The organism is Variovorax sp. V116 (assembly GCF_041154435.1).
Classification (GTDB): domain Bacteria; phylum Pseudomonadota; class Gammaproteobacteria; order Burkholderiales; family Burkholderiaceae_C; genus Variovorax; species Variovorax paradoxus.
In genome coordinates this window covers 2,638,776-2,654,996 of record NZ_AP028661.1, presented here as the reverse complement: position 1 = coordinate 2,654,996, position 16,221 = coordinate 2,638,776, and the positions used below count along the sequence as shown (strand labels likewise).

Sequence of the window (16,221 nt, the reverse complement as noted above, 5' to 3'; positions counted from 1 at the left end):
CATGAGCCAGGACTTCTCCAACTTCATCGGCACCCGTGCGGTCTCGCAGCAGCATGCCTTCGACGTCGAGGCGCTCGCCGCGTGGCTGGCGAAGAACCTCGACGGCTTCCAGGGACCGCTGACGGTCGAGATGTTCAAGGGCGGGCAATCGAACCCGACCTACAAGCTCGTCACGCCCACGCAGAGCTACGTGATGCGCGCCAAGCCGGGCCCGGTTGCCAAGCTGCTGCCCTCGGCCCATGCGGTGGAGCGTGAATTCAAGGTCATGAGCGGCCTGGCCGGCACCGGCGTGCCCGTGCCGCGCATGCATTGCCTGTGCGAGGACGAAGCCGTGATCGGCCGCGCTTTCTACGTGATGGAGTTCATGCAGGGCCGCGTGCTGTGGGACCAGGCCCTGCCCGGCATGGACAACGCCGGGCGCGCGGCCATCTACGACGAGATGAACCGCGTCATCGCGGCGCTGCACACCGTGAAGTTCGCCGAGCGCGGCCTTGCGGACTACGGCAAGCCCGGCAACTACTTCGAGCGCCAGATCGGCCGCTGGAGCAAGCAGTACAAGGCCTCGGCCGATGGCGCCGGTGAACTGTCGCAGCCGATCGAGGCCATGGAGCGCCTGATCGACTGGCTTCCCGCCCATATGCCGGCGAGCGCGCGCGACGAGACCAAGGTTTCGATCGTCCATGGCGACTACCGCCTGGACAACGTGATGTTCCATGCCACGGAGCCGCGGATCATCGCGGTGCTCGACTGGGAGCTCTCCACGCTGGGCCATCCGCTGGCGGACTTCAGCTACCACTGCATGTCCTGGCACATGCCCCCCACCACGGGCCGCGGCATCGGCGGCGTGGATGTCGCGGCGCTGGGCATACCCACCGAGAGCGAATACATCCGCCGCTACTGCGAGCGCACGCGCATCACCACGCCCGAGGCGCTGGCGCCCGACTGGAATTTCTACCAGGCCTACAACCTGTTCCGCATGGCCGCGATCCTGCAAGGCATTGCCAAGCGGGTCGAGGCAGGCACCGCATCGAGCGAGCAGGCCGTGGCTTCGGCCCGCGGCGCGCGCCCCATGGCCGAAATGGCCTGGCAGTTTGCCCAGAAGGCATAACCGCCCCCACACCCCACCAGGAGACAGACGATGGACTTCGAATACTCGGCAAAAACCAAGGAGCTCCAGAAGCGCGTGAGCGCATTCATGGATGCGCACATCTATCCGGCCGAAGCCGAGTATTCCGCCGAGCTGGCCGCCAACACGGCCGCAGGCAAGCGCTGGACCGCGCTCAAGACCGTCGAGAAGCTCAAGGAAAAGGCCAAGGCCCAGGGCCTGTGGAACCTGTTCCTGCCGGTCGACAGCGCGGCCGCCTCGGGCTACGAAGGCGCCGGCCTCACCAACCAGGAATACGCGCCGCTGGCCGAGATCATGGGCCGCGTGCCATGGGCCTCGGAAGCCTTCAACTGCTCGGCGCCGGACACGGGCAACATGGAGACCATTGCCCGCTACGGCTCCGAAGCCATCAAGGCGCGCTGGCTCAAGCCGCTGCTCGAAGGCCAGATCCGCTCGGCCTTCGCCATGACCGAACCCGATGTCGCCTCCAGCGACGCGACCAACATCTCGACCCGCATCGAGCGCCAGGGCGACGAGTACGTCATCAACGGCCGCAAGTGGTGGATCTCGGGCGCTGCCGATCCGCGCTGCGCCGTCTTCATCACCATGGGCAAGAGCGACCCCGACGCGCCGCGGCATTCGCAGCAGAGCATGATCATCGTGCCGGCCGACGCCAAGGGCATCCGCATCGTGCGGCCGCTCAACGTGATGGGCTACGACGACGCGCCGCACGGCCACGTCGAGATGTACTTCGAGAACGTGCGCGTGCCGGCCGACAACATGCTGCTCGGCGAAGGCCGCGGCTTCGAAATTGCCCAGGGCCGCCTCGGCCCCGGACGCATCCACCACTGCATGCGCCTGATCGGCCTGGCCGAGCGCGCGCTCGAGCTGATGTGCAAGCGCGCCTCCTCGCGCGTGGCCTTCGGCAAGACCGTCGCCTCGCAGACCGTCACGCAGGAGCGCATCGCCGAAGCGCGCTGCAAGATCGACATGGCGCGCCTGCTCACGCTCAAGGCCGCATGGCTGATGGACGTGGCCGGCAACAAGGTCGCCAAGAACGAGATCGCGATGATCAAGGTGGTCGCGCCCAGCATGGCCTGCCAGGTGATCGACTGGGCCATGCAGGTCCACGGCGGCGGCGGCATGTCCGATGACTTCCCGCTCGCCTACGCCTATGCCGGCGCGCGCACGCTGCGCTTCGCGGACGGCCCGGACGAAGTGCACCGCAATGCGATCGCCAAGTGGGAGCTGGGCAAGTACGCGCCGAACAAGGGCGATGCCGACATGCCCGTCACGCGCTTCTGATTTGTGAGGGCCGACGGCGAACCATGCGCCTCGGCCCTTTTCTCTTTCAGAGCTTCTTCTGCAAAAAGACGGCGTGCCCGAACGCCGGATCGAGCTGATAGCCGGCGAAGCCCTCGCGTTCATAGCTGCGCAGCGCCGGCGCATTGCCCGACAGCACCTCGAGCGTGAGCTTGCAGGCGCCGCGCGCGCGGGCCTCCTGCTCCACCCGCGCAAGCATGCGCTGCGCGATGCGCCGGCCGCGATGGCTGGGCAGCACGACCACGTCGTGCACATTGACCAGCGGCTTGCAGGCGAAGGTCGAGAAGCCTTCGATGCAGTTGACCAGGCCCACGGGCGTTGGCCCGTCGTACGCGAGCACGCTGAAGGCTTGCGGCCTCGCGGCCAGCGCCGCAGGCAGCTCGGCCAGCACACCCGCTTCGAGCGGCGTGCCGCCGCCCGCGGGATCGCGTGCGTAGGCGTCGAGCAGGCCGACCAGCGCAGCCGCGTGCGCGGCGTTGCGGTAGTCCGCCAGCACGACCTCGACCATCGTCACCGTGCAGGTTCCAGGGTGGCGGCAAGCCGCTGCGCGCAAGACTGCGCCTGCTTCGCATCGCGCGCCTCGACCATCACGCGCACCAGCGGTTCGGTGCCGCTCGCACGGATCAGCACACGGCCGCTGTCGCCGAGCTCGGCTTCGATGCGGCGCGTTTCGCCGGCCAGCGCATCGTTGTTCTTCCAGTCCTGTCCCGGCGTCAGGCGGACATTGATCAGCACCTGCGGAAACAGCGTGATCTCCGCGAGCAGCTGCGCCACCGTCTTGCCGCTGCGCACGCAGGCCTGCAGCACCTGCAGCGCGCTCACGATGCCGTCCCCGGTGGTGTGGCGGTCGAGCGCCAGCAGGTGGCCCGAGCCCTCGCCGCCCAGGAGCCAGCCGCGCTTTTCGAGTTCCTCGAGCACATAGCGGTCGCCCACCTTGGCGCGCACCAGCTCGATGCCCTGCCCGCGCAGCGCCACCTCGATCGCCTTGTTGGTCATGAGCGTGCCGACCACGCCTGCCGGCTTGTCGCCGCGCGCGATGCGCTCCGCCACCATGAGGTAGAGCAGCTCGTCGCCATTGAACAGCCGCCCGCTGGCGTCGACCAGTTGCAGGCGATCGGCGTCGCCGTCGAGCGCGATGCCGTAGTCGGCCTTCTGCGCCGTGACGGCCTCGACCAGCGCGGCCGGATGGGTCGCGCCGAAGCCCTTGTTGATGTTGAGGCCGTCGGGTGCGCAGCCGATGCTGCTGACCTCGGCACCCAGTTCGTGGAACACATTCGGCGCCACCTGGTAGGCCGCGCCATGCGCCGCATCGACCACGAGCTTCATGCCGCGCAGCGTCAGGTCGTTGGCGAAGGTGCTCTTGCAGAACTCGATGTAGCGGCCCGGCGCGTCGTTGAGGCGGCGTGCCTTGCCGAGATTGGCGGAGTCGACCCACACGGGAGCCTCCTCGAGCGCGGCTTCCACTGCAAGCTCCCATGCATCGTCGAGCTTGGTTCCCTGCGCGCTGAAGAACTTGATGCCGTTATCTGGATAGGCGTTGTGGCTGGCGCTGATCACCACGCCCAGGCTCGCGCGCTGGGCGCGGGTCAGGTAGGCGACGCCGGGCGTCGGCAGCGGCCCCAGCAGCACCACGTCGACCCCCGCGGAGTTGAAGCCCGACTCCAGCGCGGACTCGAGCATGTAGCCCGAGATGCGCGTGTCCTTGCCGATCAGCACCGTGGGGCGCGCCTCGCTCTTCTTGAGCACGCGGCCCACGGCATGCGCGAGGCGCAGCACGAAATCGGGCGTGATGGGCGACTGGCCGACCGTGCCGCGGATGCCGTCGGTGCCAAAGTATTTGCGGGTCATGGATTCGTTCTTGTTCTCGGGTTTTGTTATGGATGTGTCTCTTCGGCCTTCATGGCGCGCCACACGGCGATGGCCGCCACGGTGTCGCGCACGTCGTGCACCCGCACGATGGCCGCGCCGCGGTCCACGGCCAGCACCGCCGCAGTCACGCTGGGCACCAGGCGCTCGGCGGCCGCCGGAATGCCGCTGACCGTGCCGATCGACGATTTGCGCGACCAGCCCAGCAGCAGCGGACAGCCGGCATCGAGCAGTTCGCGCTGGCGCGCCAGCAGCGCAAAATTCTGCGCCACGGTCTTGCCGAAGCCGATGCCCGGGTCCAGCGTGATCCGCGACGGATCGACCTTCAGCGCCTGCAACCGGGCCACCTGCTCCGCCCAGAACGACAGCACCTGGGGCACCACATCGCCCTGCATGGGCGCGGTCTGCATGGTCTGCGGATCCCGATGCATGTGCATCAGGCAGATGCCGCACGAGGGATGCGCCGCCACCGTTTCGCGCGCACCGGGCCGGCGCAGCGCCCAGACGTCGTTGACGATGTCGGCGCCCAGTTCGAGCACCGCGCGCATGACTTCCGGCTTGTAGGTGTCGATGGACAGCGGCACGTTGAGCTTGACGGCTTCCCGGACCACCGGCAACACGCGTGCAAGTTCCGCATCGAGCGGCACGGCCGGGCTGCCGGGGCGGGTCGACTCGCCCCCAATGTCGAGGATGTCGGCGCCCTCCTTCAGCAACTGCTCGCAATGCCGCAGCGCGGCCTCGGTGGAAGCATGCGCGCCGCCGTCGGAGAAGGAGTCGGGGGTGACGTTGACGATGCCCATCACGCGCGGCTGCGCGAGATCGATTGCAAAACGGCCGGCCTGCCAGACCACCGCGGGGGCCATCGTCATGCGGCACCTTCATCATCGAAAACGGGGCCCATGGCCCCGTTGGTGTTGAACACCGGATTCACTTCAGGCCACTGTGGGTGCCGGATCCGGATTGACTGCCGGCGTGCCGCCGCTGCCGCCACTGCCCGAAGGCGGAATGCGCGGCGTCCAGTCCTTGGGCGGGCGCGGTGCGCGGCCGGCCATGATGTCGTCGAGCTGTTCCGTGTCGATGGTTTCCCATTCGAGCAGGGCCTTGGCCATGACGTGCATCTTGTCGCTGTTTTCCTCGATCAGGCGGCGCGCCAGGGCGTACTGCTCGTCGATGATGCGGCGCACTTCGGCGTCGACCTTTTCCATGGTCTGCTCGCTCATGTTGGTGGTCTTGGTGACCGAGCGGCCGAGGAACACTTCGCCTTCGTTCTCGGCATAGACCATCGGTCCCAGCGCGTCGGTCATGCCGTAGCGCGTGACCATGTCGCGGGCGATGGAGGTCGCGCGCTCGAAGTCGTTGCTGGCGCCGGTGGTCATCTGGTGCATGAACACTTCTTCGGCGATGCGGCCGCCGAACAGCATGCTGATCTGGTTCAGCATGTATTCGCGGTCATAGCTGTAGCGGTCCTGCGCCGGCAGGCTCATGGTCACGCCCAGGGCCCGGCCACGCGGGATGATGGTGACCTTGTGGACCGGATCGCACTTGGGCAGCAGCTTGCCGATGAGCGCGTGGCCGGACTCGTGGTAGGCCGTGTTGCGGCGCTCTTCCTCGGGCATGACCATGCTCTTGCGCTCGGGGCCCATGAAGATCTTGTCCTTGGCCTTCTCGAAGTCCTGCATCTCGACCACGCGCGCATTGCGGCGTGCAGCCATCAGTGCGGCTTCGTTGCAGAGGTTGGCCAGGTCGGCGCCGGACATGCCGGGCGTGCCGCGCGCAATGACGCTCGGGTTCACGTCCTGGCCGAGCGGCACCTTGCGCATGTGAACGCCCAGGATCTGCTCGCGGCCGCGGATGTCGGGCAGCGTCACGTACACCTGGCGGTCGAAGCGGCCCGGGCGCAGCAGCGCGGCGTCCAGGATGTCCGGGCGGTTGGTGGCAGCCACCACGATCACGCCCAGGTTAGTTTCGAAGCCGTCCATCTCCACCAGCATCTGGTTCAGCGTTTGCTCGCGCTCGTCGTTGCCGCCACCCAGGCCGGCACCGCGCTGGCGGCCCACCGCATCGATTTCGTCGATGAAGATGATGCAGGGCGCGTTCTTCTTGGCGTTCTCGAACATGTCGCGCACGCGCGCCGCGCCCACGCCGACGAACATTTCGACGAAGTCCGAACCCGAGATCGAGAAGAACGGCACCTTGGCTTCACCTGCAATCGACTTGGCCAGCAAGGTCTTGCCGGTGCCCGGAGGGCCGACCAGCAGCAGGCCGCGCGGAATGCGGCCGCCAAGCTTCTGGAAGCGCTGCGGGTCCTTCAGGAAGTCGACCACCTCGCGGACCTCCTCCTTGGCCTCGTCGCAGCCCGCGACGTCGGCAAAAGTGACCGTGTTGTTGTTCTCGTCCATCATGCGGGCCTTGCTCTTGCCGAAGCTGAACGCCCCGCCCTTGCCGCCGCCCTGCATCTGCCGCATGAAGTAGATCCAGACCCCGATCAGGAGCAGCATCGGCCCCCAGCTCACCAAGAGCGTCATGAGGAGCGAGCCCTCTTCGCGCGGCTTGACGTCGAACTTGACGTTGTGGTCGATCAGGTCGCCCACCAGGCCGCGGTCGAGCACGGTGGCGGTCGTGCGGATCTTGCGATCCTCGTTGGTGACGGCCACGATCTCTCCGCCGCCCGCACCTTCAGGAATGACGGCGCTCTTGATCTGGTTGTTTCGGACCTGATCCAGGAACTCCGAATAGCTCACCGTCCCTGAGCCGACGCCGCCGCGGGTGTCGAACTGCTTGAACACAGTGAACAACACCATGGCAATGACGAGCCATACGGCAACTTTGGAAAACCACTGATTGTTCAAACGAAGCTCCAGTCGAAAGCGCGTGACAAGATTGTGAAAAGAACGCGCTATGGATACGCAATTGCGCCCCATTTTAGGCTTTTCAAGCTGCGAAAAGCGGGCATTTCCCTAAAGCAGCCATAGCCGGACAAGGGTTTGCGCCCCATGGGCACGCTTTGCGGGGCCCGGCGTCAAGGTATCAAAGCGTTTCCTGAGCCTTCAGACCCATGCCGACAAGGAAGGTTTCCGATGATTTGTCACGCGAGGCCTTGGGTTTGAAGGGCTTCACGGTGCGGAAGTTCGCCTTGAACAGCTTCACCAGCTCGTCATAGCCGCTGCCATGGAAGAGCTTGGCCACCAGTGCCCCCTCGGGCTTCAGGTGGTGCTGGGCAAAGTCGATGGCCAGCTCGATCAGGTGCGCCACGCGGGCCGCATCGGCCGAATGGATGCCCGACAGGTTCGGGGCCATGTCGGAAACCACCAGGTCGGCCTTCCGGCCGGCCAGCACGCCCAGCACCTGTTCCAGCAGTTCCGCCTCGCGGAAATCGCCCTGCAGGAAGGTCACGCCCTCGATCGGCTCCATCGGCAGGATGTCCAGCGCAATGATGGTGCCGTTCAGCTCGCCGGCCGCGGCGCCCTCGGGCGACATGCGCCGGCGCAGGTACTGGCTCCAGGCTCCGGGCGTGGAACCCAGGTCGACCACCAGCTGGCCCGGCTTGACCAGCCCGAGCGATTCGTCGATTTCCTTGAGCTTGTAGGCGGCGCGTGCGCGGTATCCCTCGCGCGTGGCCAGTTTCACATACGGGTCGTTGATGTGGTCGTGCAGCCAGGCTTTGTTGACTTTTTTGCTTTTGGCTTTGGTGCTCATGGAGGTCTTTGTAACGCGTCGATAATACGGGGATGCCCGCCATTCAACTTACCCCTGCCGAGCGCAAGGTGCACCGCGCCGAAGCTCACCACCTGGATCCGATCGTCATGGTCGGTGGAGACGGGCTCACCCCTGCCGTGAAGAAAGAAGCCGACGCGGCGCTCAAGGCCCATGGCCTGATCAAGATCCGCGTCTTCTCCGACGACCGCCTGGCCCGCGATGCCATGCTGCAAGAGCTCGCCGACGAGCTCGGTGCCGCCCCCATCCAGCACATCGGCAAGCTGCTGGTGCTGTGGCGCCCCAAGCCCGAGAAGGAGCGCGTGGTCGATGAAGACCGCATGCCCGGCCCGCGCGACATCAAGGTGCTGAAGTACAGCAAGCGCGGCGGCCAGCGGCCCGAGATCAAGACCCTGCGCGTGCTCGGCAACCAGCGCCTCACGCCCGGCGGCACCATCAAGCGCGCCAAGGCCAAGCGGCCGCTCTCGGCCAAGAAACGCAACCAGGCAGACTGAACTTGGTGCCAGCGCAAGGCGCACAGCGCCACATTCTCTGCATGAAGTGGGGCACGAAATACGGCCCCGAGTACGTCAACCGCCTCTACGCGATGGTGCGCCGCAATCTCAGCGGCGACTTCAAGTTCGTGTGCCTGACGGACGACGGCACCGGCATCCGCCCCGAAGTGACCTGCCTGCCGATCCCGCCGCTCAACCTGCAGCTGGCGCCCGGCCAGCGCGATGGCGCCTGGAAGAAGCTCACCACCTTCGAAAAAGACCTGCACGGCCTGCGCGGCACCGCCCTGTTCCTGGATGTGGACGTGGTCGTGGTCGGCAGCCTCGATGCCTTCTTCGAATACCCCGGCGAGTTCCTGATCATCCACGACTACGCGCGCCCCTGGCGGCGCGAGCGGATCACGGGAAACTCGTCGGTCTACCGCTTCGAGCTCGGCGCCCATGCCGACATCCTGGCGTATTTCCGCGACAACATGGACAAGGTCCAGGCCGAGTACCGCAACGAGCAGACGTACCTGTCCGCCATGCTGCACAAGCAAGGCAAGCTGGGCTACTGGCCCGCGGCCTGGTGTCCGAGCTTCAAGTACCACGGCATCCCGATGTGGCCGGCCAACTACTGGGAAGAGCCCTTCGTGCCCGAGGGTGCGCGCATCATGGTGTTCCACGGCGAATGCAATCCGCCCGACGCGCTGGCGGGCCGGCGCAACCGGGCTTTCCGCTACATCCGGCCGGCGAACTGGGTCGCCAGGTTCTGGAAGGAATGAACGGGAGATAGCGGCAGGGACGGTGCAAGTCGTCCTGCCGCCGTAGGCGTTCAGGCCGTGGCAGGCGCCCGGCCGCCCATGCGCCACAGCAGCGCGCCGGTACAGAGCCACTGGACCACGTACATGCCGCTTCCCACGGCGTGCCATAGCTTGAGGTTGTCGCGCGCGAGTATGCGCGGCGCCACGGCATATTGCTGGAGCAAAGCCAGCAGCAGCGCACCCAGGATCAAAAAGATGGCGGCCATCGAGGCGCTGTCGATGCGCTGGTCCATCTTCGTGCGGAAGTGAACCAAAAGCAGCAGGCCGCAGCCAATCGCGATCCAGCTCTGCGCCTCGAACAGCTGGCCCGCGAAATTGCCGGCCACCGCGGGGTTGCCGAGCCGCGCGAAGAGCATCGGCACCACAATGAAACCGATCGTCGTGAGGCTGCCCCACCAGAAGGCGGCCAGCAGCAGCGCGAGGCGGTCTTTCATCCTGCCTGTCAGATGTAGCGCACCGCCACGATCTCGTAGCGCTTGAGGCCGCCGGGCGCCTGCACCTCGGCGGTGTCGCCTTCTTCCTTGCCGATGAGCGCGCGCGCGATCGGGCTGGAGATGTTGATCAGGCCCAGCTTCAGGTCGGCCTCGTCCTCGCCGACGATCTGGTACTTGACGGCCTCGCCCGATTCTTCTTCCTCGAGTTCCACCGTGGAGCCGAACACCACCTTGCCGCCGGCGTCGAGCTCGGCCGGGTCGATGATCTGGGCGGCCGAAAGCTTGCCCTCGACTTCCTGGATGCGGCCCTCGATGAAGCCCTGGCGGTCCTTGGCGACTTCGTATTCGGCGTTCTCGCTCAGGTCGCCCTGCGCGCGGGCTTCGGAGATGGCATTGATGACCCAGGGGCGGTCCACGGTCTTGAGCTGATGCAGCTCGGCGCGCAGCTTCTCGGCACCGCGCTTGGTAATTGGAATGGTGGCCATGTTTGGTTCTCCATAAAGCGAAACCGCCGAACGCTGCCGTTCGGCGGTCGATTGGGGGACAGGATCAGACGAGTGTGCGTCCGGTCAGCCGGCTCAGGATGGCGAGCGGGCTCGAATCAGGATTGTATTGCTTCGACGCGGGCAGATGAAGGGTCTGCTCGAGCATGTACTGGCCCGCCATGACGGCGTGCGAGGTCTGGTCCGAGAAGCACACCCACACCGACCCCGGCGGAAATTCGGCCCTCTCCTGCGGCGAATTCTCCTGGTAGGCCATGTCCGACTTCATGCCATCGTGCAGCTGCAGCATCAGGTGGTCGTATTCGCTGCGAAACGACTTGGTCACGTGCAGCGCCTGCAGCAGCCTGGCCTGCCAGCGCACATAGGGCTTGGCACGCGGCAGGAAGCGCCTGGCGATGTCCTCGAAAGGCTCGCCCACGCGCCACACGCGCGGTGCGCCCTCGGGGTTGACGTTGGTGAAGACGCGCAGGATGCGCTCGCCGTAGTTGGGCCGCGACGGAAAGGCGTCGACGTGCAGGCGCCGGTCGTCGGCGCGCCACGACTGCACGCGCGTCTCGACCTGTGCCGGCCGGTAGCTGGTCGGCGCCAGGCGCAGTGCCGGCGTGTAGTGCGGCAGCAGGCCGTGGATCAGCTGCTGCGCCTGCGCGCGAAACCGCCCTACCATCGCCGCCGCCGTGCGCTGCACCGCCTCGTCGCCGACGGCGCCCTTGAGCTTGCCGTTGGCATCGAGGCTGATGTTGCGCACGTCGGGCGACAGCAGGCTGGGCGTCAGCAGGCTGCGCTCTTCGGGCAGCAGCTCGAAACCCAGGCGCGGAAAATACAGCACCTTGCCCGCTTCCAGCTGCGCGATCCACGCCTCGTTGGGCGTGGCCGCGCGCCAGTCGCTCAGATCCAGTTCGACGAGCTGCGTTTCCATGGCCACGCTCAGGCGGCAGCCAGCTGCGCGTGCATCTCCTGCACCGAGATCACGCCGAGCTCGTCCATGAAGCCCATGCCCTCGACCGCGGCTTCGGCGCCGAAGATCGTGGTGAAGGTGGTCACGCGGGCCAGCAGCGCCGAGGTGCGGATCTGGCGCGAATCGTTGATCGCGTTGCGGCGCTCTTCCACCGTGTTGATGACCAGCGCAATCTCGTTGTTCTTGATCATGTCCACGATGTGCGGGCGGCCCTCGGTCACCTTGTTCACCGTCGCGCATTCAATGCCCGCGGCACCGATGGCGGCGGCCGTGCCCTTGGTCGCGATGATCTCGAAGCCCAGCTTGACCAGGCCGCGCGCCACTTCCACGGCGCGCGCCTTGTCGTTGTTCTTCACCGAGATGAAGACCTTGCCCGACTTCGGCAGCAGCGTGCCGGCACCGAGCTGCGACTTCACGAAGGCCTCGCCGAAGGTCCTGCCCACGCCCATGACTTCGCCGGTCGACTTCATCTCGGGGCCGAGGATGGTGTCCACGCCAGGGAACTTGACGAACGGGAACACGGCTTCCTTCACGCTGAAGTACGGCGGCGTGACTTCCTTGGTCACGCCCTGCGACTTGAGCGACTGGCCGGCCATGCAGCGCGCCGCCACCTTGGCGAGCTGGATGCCGGTGGCCTTGCTCACGTAGGGCACGGTGCGCGAAGCCCGCGGGTTCACTTCGAGCACGTAGATGACGTCCTTGCCGTCCTTCTGCTGGATCGCGAACTGCACGTTCATCAGGCCCACCACGTTGAGCGCGGCGGCCATCGCGGCGCTCTGGCGCTTCAGTTCGGCAATGGTTTCGGCGCTCAGGCTGTAGGGCGGCAGCGAGCAGGCGGAGTCGCCCGAGTGCACGCCGGCCTGTTCGATGTGCTCCATCACGCCGCCGATCAGGGTCTGGCCCTCGGCGTCGCGGATGCAGTCGACGTCGCATTCGACGGCGTCGTTGAGGAAGCGGTCGAGCAGCACCGGCGAATCGTTGCTGACCTTCACCGCCTCGCGCATGTAGCGCTCGAGGTCGCGCTGCTCGTGCACGATTTCCATCGCGCGGCCGCCGAGCACGTAGCTCGGGCGCACCACCAGCGGATAGCCCAGCGCCGCGGCCTTTTCGAGCGCCTCGGGCTCGGTGCGCGCCGTGGCGTTCGGCGGCTGGCGCAGGCCCAGCTCGTGCAGCAGCTTCTGGAAGCGCTCGCGGTCTTCGGCCGCGTCGATCATGTCGGGCGAGGTGCCGATGATCGGCACGCCGTTGGCCTCGAGGTCGAGCGCGAGCTTCAGCGGCGTCTGGCCGCCGTACTGCACGATCACGCCGAGCGGCTTTTCCTTGTCGACGATCTCGAGCACGTCCTCGAGCGTGAGCGGCTCGAAGTACAGGCGGTCGGAGGTGTCGTAGTCGGTCGACACGGTCTCGGGGTTGCAGTTGACCATGATGGTCTCGTAGCCGTCCTCGCGCATCGCGAGCGCGGCATGCACGCAGCAGTAGTCGAACTCGATGCCTTGGCCGATGCGGTTGGGGCCGCCGCCGAGCACCATGATCTTCTTCTTGTCGGTGGGATCGGCTTCGCACTCGTCCTCGTAGGTCGAGTACATGTAGGCCGTGTTGGTCGCGAACTCGGCCGCGCAGGTATCCACGCGCTTGTAGACCGGGCGCACGCCGAGGGCGCGGCGCTTTTCGCGCACGGCCGTGTCGGTGGTCTTGAGCTGCTTGGCGAGTCGGCGGTCCGAGAAGCCCTTCTTCTTGAGCGCGAGCAGCGTGTCGCGGTCGATGTCGGCCAGCGACTTGGTTTCGAGCTCGAGCTCGATCTTCACGATCTCCTCGATCTGCACCAGGAACCACGGGTCGATCTTGGTCAGCGCGAACACTTCATCGACGCTCAGGCCCATGGCGAAGGCATCGCCCACGTACCAGATGCGCTCAGGGCCGGGCTCGCCCAGTTCCTTCTCGAGCACTTCGCGGTCCTGCGTCTTCTCGTTGAGGCCGTCCACGCCCACTTCGAGGCCGCGCAGCGCCTTCTGGAACGACTCCTGGAAGGTGCGGCCCATGGCCATCACCTCGCCCACCGACTTCATCTGCGTGGTCAGGCGCGAATCGGCCTGCGGGAATTTCTCGAAAGCGAAGCGCGGGATCTTGGTGACCACGTAGTCGATCGACGGCTCGAACGACGCGGGCGTGGCGCCGCCCGTGATTTCGTTGCGCAGCTCGTCGAGCGTGTAGCCCACGGCCAGCTTGGCCGCGACCTTGGCGATCGGGAAGCCCGTGGCCTTGGAGGCCAGCGCCGACGAACGCGACACGCGCGGATTCATCTCGATGACGACCATGCGGCCGTCCTTCGGGTTGATCGAGAACTGCACGTTCGAGCCGCCGGTATCGACGCCGATCTCGCGCAGCACGGCCAGCGAGGCGTTGCGCAGGATCTGGTATTCCTTGTCGGAGAGCGTCTGCGCAGGGGCCACGGTGATCGAGTCGCCGGTGTGCACGCCCATGGGGTCGAGGTTCTCGATCGAGCAGACGATGATGCAGTTGTCGGCCTTGTCGCGCACGACTTCCATCTCATACTCTTTCCAGCCGAGCAGCGACTCTTCGATCAGCAGCTCGTTGGTCGGCGAGGCTTCGATGCCGCGCTTGCAGATGGTCTCGAACTCTTCCGGGTTGTAGGCGATGCCGCCGCCGGTGCCGCCGAGCGTGAAGCTGGGGCGGATCACCGTCGGGAAGCCGACCGACTTCTGCACGGCCCAGGCTTCGTCCATCGAGTGGGCGATGCCGGAGCGCGCCGAGCCGAGGCCGATCTTGGTCATCGCGTCCTTGAACTTCAGGCGGTCCTCGGCCTTGTCGATGGCTTCGGGCGTGGCGCCGATCAGTTCGACCGGCTTGTTGGTGGCCGCGCCGGTGTACTTGTCGAGCACGCCGTGACGCCAGAGGTCGAGCGCGCAGTTCAGCGCCGTCTGGCCGCCCATGGTCGGCAGGATCGCGTCGGGGCGCTCCTTGGCGATGATCTTCTCGACCGTCTGCCAGGTGATCGGCTCGATGTAGGTCACGTCGGCCGTGGCCGGGTCGGTCATGATCGTGGCGGGGTTGCTGTTGATCAGGATGACCTTGTAGCCCTCCTCGCGCAGTGCCTTGCAAGCCTGCACGCCGGAGTAGTCGAACTCGCAGGCCTGGCCGATGATGATCGGGCCGGCGCCGATGATGAGAATGGATTGGAGGTCTGAGCGCTTGGGCATCTTATTTGTCCTTGGTGAAACCGATGCCGCGGCCGCTGTAGGCGCCCGGCTTCGGCTCATCCATCAATTGATGGATCGCGTTGAATACATCGCGAAAGTTCTGGTCGTATCGCTGTTCCAGCGCATTCAGCTTGCGCTTGAGATCGGCATGCTCCGACAGCATGCTGCGCAGCTTGACGAAGGTCCGCATGATCTCGATGTTGACGGCCACCGCGCGTTCGCTGCGCAGCACGCTCGACAGCATGGCCACGCCCTGCTCGGTGAAGGCCACGCTGCGGTAGCGCGCGCCGCCGGAGCCGGGCCTCTCGGGTTTTGAGATCACAAGCTGTGATCTCAAAGCCTCGAGGTCGTGGTTCTCGAGGGTGAAGGCGAAGTCCGCCGGAAAACGATCGAGGTTGCGGCGCATGGCCTGCAACAGCACCCGGGTCTCGACGCCGTAGAGCGCGGCAAGGTCCTGCGCCAGCATGACCTTGAGGCCGCGCAGCACATAGATCTTGCCCTCGGCATCGCGCAATGCGGCGATGACCGAGACGTCGAGCACCGCGGGTGCATCAGCCACGTGCCTGCTCCATGAGCGCGGTGAAGCGGTCGAACAGGTAGCCGATGTCGTGCGGGCCGGGCGAGGCTTCCGGGTGGCCCTGGAAGCAGAACGCCGGCTTGTCGGTGCGCGCAAGGCCCTGCAGCGTGTTGTCGAACAGGCTGATGTGGGTCGCGCGCAGGTTGGCGGGCAGCGACTTCTCGTCGACCGCGAAGCCGTGGTTCTGGCTGGTGATGCTCACTCGGCCGTCGTCCAGGTCCTTCACCGGATGGTTCGCGCCATGGTGGCCGAACTTCATCTTGAAGGTCTTTGCGCCCGAGGCCAGCGCCATGATCTGGTGGCCCAGGCAGATGCCGAAGGTGGGAATGCCGGTCTCGATCAGTTCCTTGACCGCGCTGATGGCGTAGTCGCAGGGCTCCGGGTCGCCCGGGCCATTGGCCAGGAAGATGCCGTCGGGCTTGAGCTTGAGCACGTCGGCCGCGGGCGTCTGCGCCGGCACCACGGTGATGCGCGCACCGCGCTGCGCGATCATGCGCAGGATGTTCTTCTTGACGCCGTAGTCGAAGGCCACCACGTGGAACTTGGGCGTGATCTGCACGCCGTAGCCCGCGCCCAGCTTCCATTCGGTCTCGGTCCATTCGTAGGTCTGCGTGACCGACACCACCTTGGCGAGGTCGAGCCCGGCCATGCTGGGCGCGGCCTTGGCGGCGGCAATGGCCTTGTCGACCAGCGCCTGCGTCACGGCCTCGCCCGCGGCCAGGCCCAGGATGCAGCCGTTCTGCGCGCCGTGGGTGCGCAGGTGGCGCGTGAGCTTGCGGGTGTCGATGTTCGCGATGGCCACCGTCTTGCCGGCCACGAGGTATTCGCTCAGCGTGGCGGTCTTGCGGAAGTTGGAGGCGACGAGGGGCAGGTCCTTGATGATCAGGCCCGCGGCATGGATCTTGTCGGCTTCGATGTCTTCCCCGTTGACGCCGTAGTTGCCGATGTGCGGATACGTGAGCGTCACGATCTGCTGGCAGTAACTCGGGTCGGTGAGGATTTCCTGGTAACCGGTCATGGCGGTGTTGAACACCACTTCGCCGGTCGTGGAGCCGGCGGCTCCGATCGAATTGCCTTGAAAGACCGTGCCGTCTGCGAGCGCCAGGATGGCGGGCGGGAAACTTCCCTTGAGAGACAAAAGCACTGGGTTCTCCGGATGGTTACGGTCGCCCGGAGCCCCAGGCGCGTTGCCTGCGGACTGCTGCTTAAGGGGATTTTGGCGTTAAAGGCGG

At 66.2% G+C, this 16,221-nt stretch carries 15 protein-coding genes; 4 read left to right on the top strand and 11 right to left on the bottom strand.

Annotation, left to right across the window (positions count from 1 at the left end; all coding sequences use genetic code 11):
- Position 1 precedes the first annotated feature (1 nt).
- Together ACAM58_RS12605 and ACAM58_RS12600 are read left to right on the top strand one after the other, a co-directional pair.
- Positions 2-1,108, top strand: a complete 1,107-nt coding sequence (locus tag ACAM58_RS12605; protein ID WP_012747737.1) for a phosphotransferase — start codon at positions 2-4, stop codon at positions 1,106-1,108.
- A 30-nt stretch (positions 1,109-1,138) separates the two neighbouring features.
- The gene (locus ACAM58_RS12600) at positions 1,139-2,410 is read left to right on the top strand and encodes an acyl-CoA dehydrogenase family protein (protein WP_012747736.1); all 1,272 of its coding nucleotides are present in this window, start codon (positions 1,139-1,141) and stop codon (positions 2,408-2,410) included.
- A 46-nt stretch (positions 2,411-2,456) separates the two neighbouring features.
- On the opposite strand, the gene ACAM58_RS12595 is transcribed toward ACAM58_RS12600, so the two are convergent.
- The 5 genes from ACAM58_RS12595 to ACAM58_RS12575 all read right to left on the bottom strand — a co-directional run bounded on the left by ACAM58_RS12595 (position 2,457) and on the right by ACAM58_RS12575 (position 7,990).
- Positions 2,457-2,936 carry an N-acetyltransferase gene (locus ACAM58_RS12595; protein ID WP_012747735.1) on the bottom strand — a complete coding sequence of 160 codons (480 nt, stop codon included), beginning with the start codon at positions 2,934-2,936 and terminating at the stop codon, positions 2,457-2,459.
- A 2-nt stretch (positions 2,937-2,938) separates the two neighbouring features.
- On the bottom strand, positions 2,939-4,276 hold the full coding sequence (gene glmM, locus ACAM58_RS12590; RefSeq protein WP_012747734.1) for a phosphoglucosamine mutase: 1,338 nt from the start codon (positions 4,274-4,276) through the stop codon (positions 2,939-2,941).
- 26 nt (positions 4,277-4,302) lie between these two features.
- The gene (gene folP, locus ACAM58_RS12585) at positions 4,303-5,163 is read right to left on the bottom strand and encodes a dihydropteroate synthase (RefSeq protein WP_012747733.1); all 861 of its coding nucleotides are present in this window, start codon (positions 5,161-5,163) and stop codon (positions 4,303-4,305) included.
- A gap of 63 nt (positions 5,164-5,226) precedes the next feature.
- Positions 5,227-7,143: an ATP-dependent zinc metalloprotease FtsH gene (ftsH, locus tag ACAM58_RS12580; RefSeq protein ID WP_012747732.1), complete on the bottom strand. Its 1,917-nt coding sequence runs from the start codon at positions 7,141-7,143 to the stop codon at positions 5,227-5,229.
- Between the two features lie 178 nt (positions 7,144-7,321).
- Positions 7,322-7,990, bottom strand: a complete 669-nt coding sequence (locus ACAM58_RS12575; protein WP_012747731.1) for an RlmE family RNA methyltransferase — start codon at positions 7,988-7,990, stop codon at positions 7,322-7,324.
- A gap of 32 nt (positions 7,991-8,022) precedes the next feature.
- On the opposite strand from ACAM58_RS12575, the gene ACAM58_RS12570 reads away from it, so the two are divergent.
- Both ACAM58_RS12570 and ACAM58_RS12565 read left to right on the top strand, forming a co-directional pair.
- Positions 8,023-8,502 carry a YhbY family RNA-binding protein gene (locus tag ACAM58_RS12570; protein WP_012747730.1) on the top strand — a complete coding sequence of 160 codons (480 nt, stop codon included), beginning with the start codon at positions 8,023-8,025 and terminating at the stop codon, positions 8,500-8,502.
- A gap of 41 nt (positions 8,503-8,543) precedes the next feature.
- The gene (locus ACAM58_RS12565) at positions 8,544-9,263 is read left to right on the top strand and encodes a hypothetical protein (protein ID WP_049826162.1); all 720 of its coding nucleotides are present in this window, start codon (positions 8,544-8,546) and stop codon (positions 9,261-9,263) included.
- A 50-nt stretch (positions 9,264-9,313) separates the two neighbouring features.
- Here the strand turns inward: ACAM58_RS12565 and ACAM58_RS12560 are convergent, their stop codons facing one another.
- From ACAM58_RS12560 to carA, 6 genes are all read right to left on the bottom strand, one after another.
- Positions 9,314-9,736 (bottom strand): DUF4149 domain-containing protein, encoded by a 423-nt coding sequence (locus ACAM58_RS12560; protein WP_012747728.1) that lies wholly within the window; start codon positions 9,734-9,736, stop codon positions 9,314-9,316.
- 8 nt (positions 9,737-9,744) lie between these two features.
- Complete coding sequence (greA, locus tag ACAM58_RS12555; protein WP_012747727.1) at positions 9,745-10,221, bottom strand: transcription elongation factor GreA; 477 nt, start codon at positions 10,219-10,221, stop codon at positions 9,745-9,747.
- A 64-nt stretch (positions 10,222-10,285) separates the two neighbouring features.
- The gene (locus ACAM58_RS12550; RefSeq protein ID WP_012747726.1) at positions 10,286-11,155 is read right to left on the bottom strand and encodes a Kdo hydroxylase family protein; all 870 of its coding nucleotides are present in this window, start codon (positions 11,153-11,155) and stop codon (positions 10,286-10,288) included.
- A gap of 8 nt (positions 11,156-11,163) precedes the next feature.
- On the bottom strand, positions 11,164-14,412 hold the full coding sequence (carB, locus tag ACAM58_RS12545; RefSeq protein ID WP_012747725.1) for a carbamoyl-phosphate synthase large subunit: 3,249 nt from the start codon (positions 14,410-14,412) through the stop codon (positions 11,164-11,166).
- Position 14,413: 1 nt separating this feature from the next.
- Complete coding sequence (locus ACAM58_RS12540; protein ID WP_012747724.1) at positions 14,414-14,971, bottom strand: ORF6N domain-containing protein; 558 nt, start codon at positions 14,969-14,971, stop codon at positions 14,414-14,416.
- Entirely contained in the window at positions 14,964-16,133 is a 1,170-nt protein-coding gene (gene carA, locus ACAM58_RS12535; RefSeq protein WP_012747723.1) for a glutamine-hydrolyzing carbamoyl-phosphate synthase small subunit, read from the bottom strand. The genes ACAM58_RS12540 and carA overlap by 8 nt, the downstream gene beginning before the upstream one ends.
- Positions 16,134-16,221: the final 88 nt, after the last annotated feature.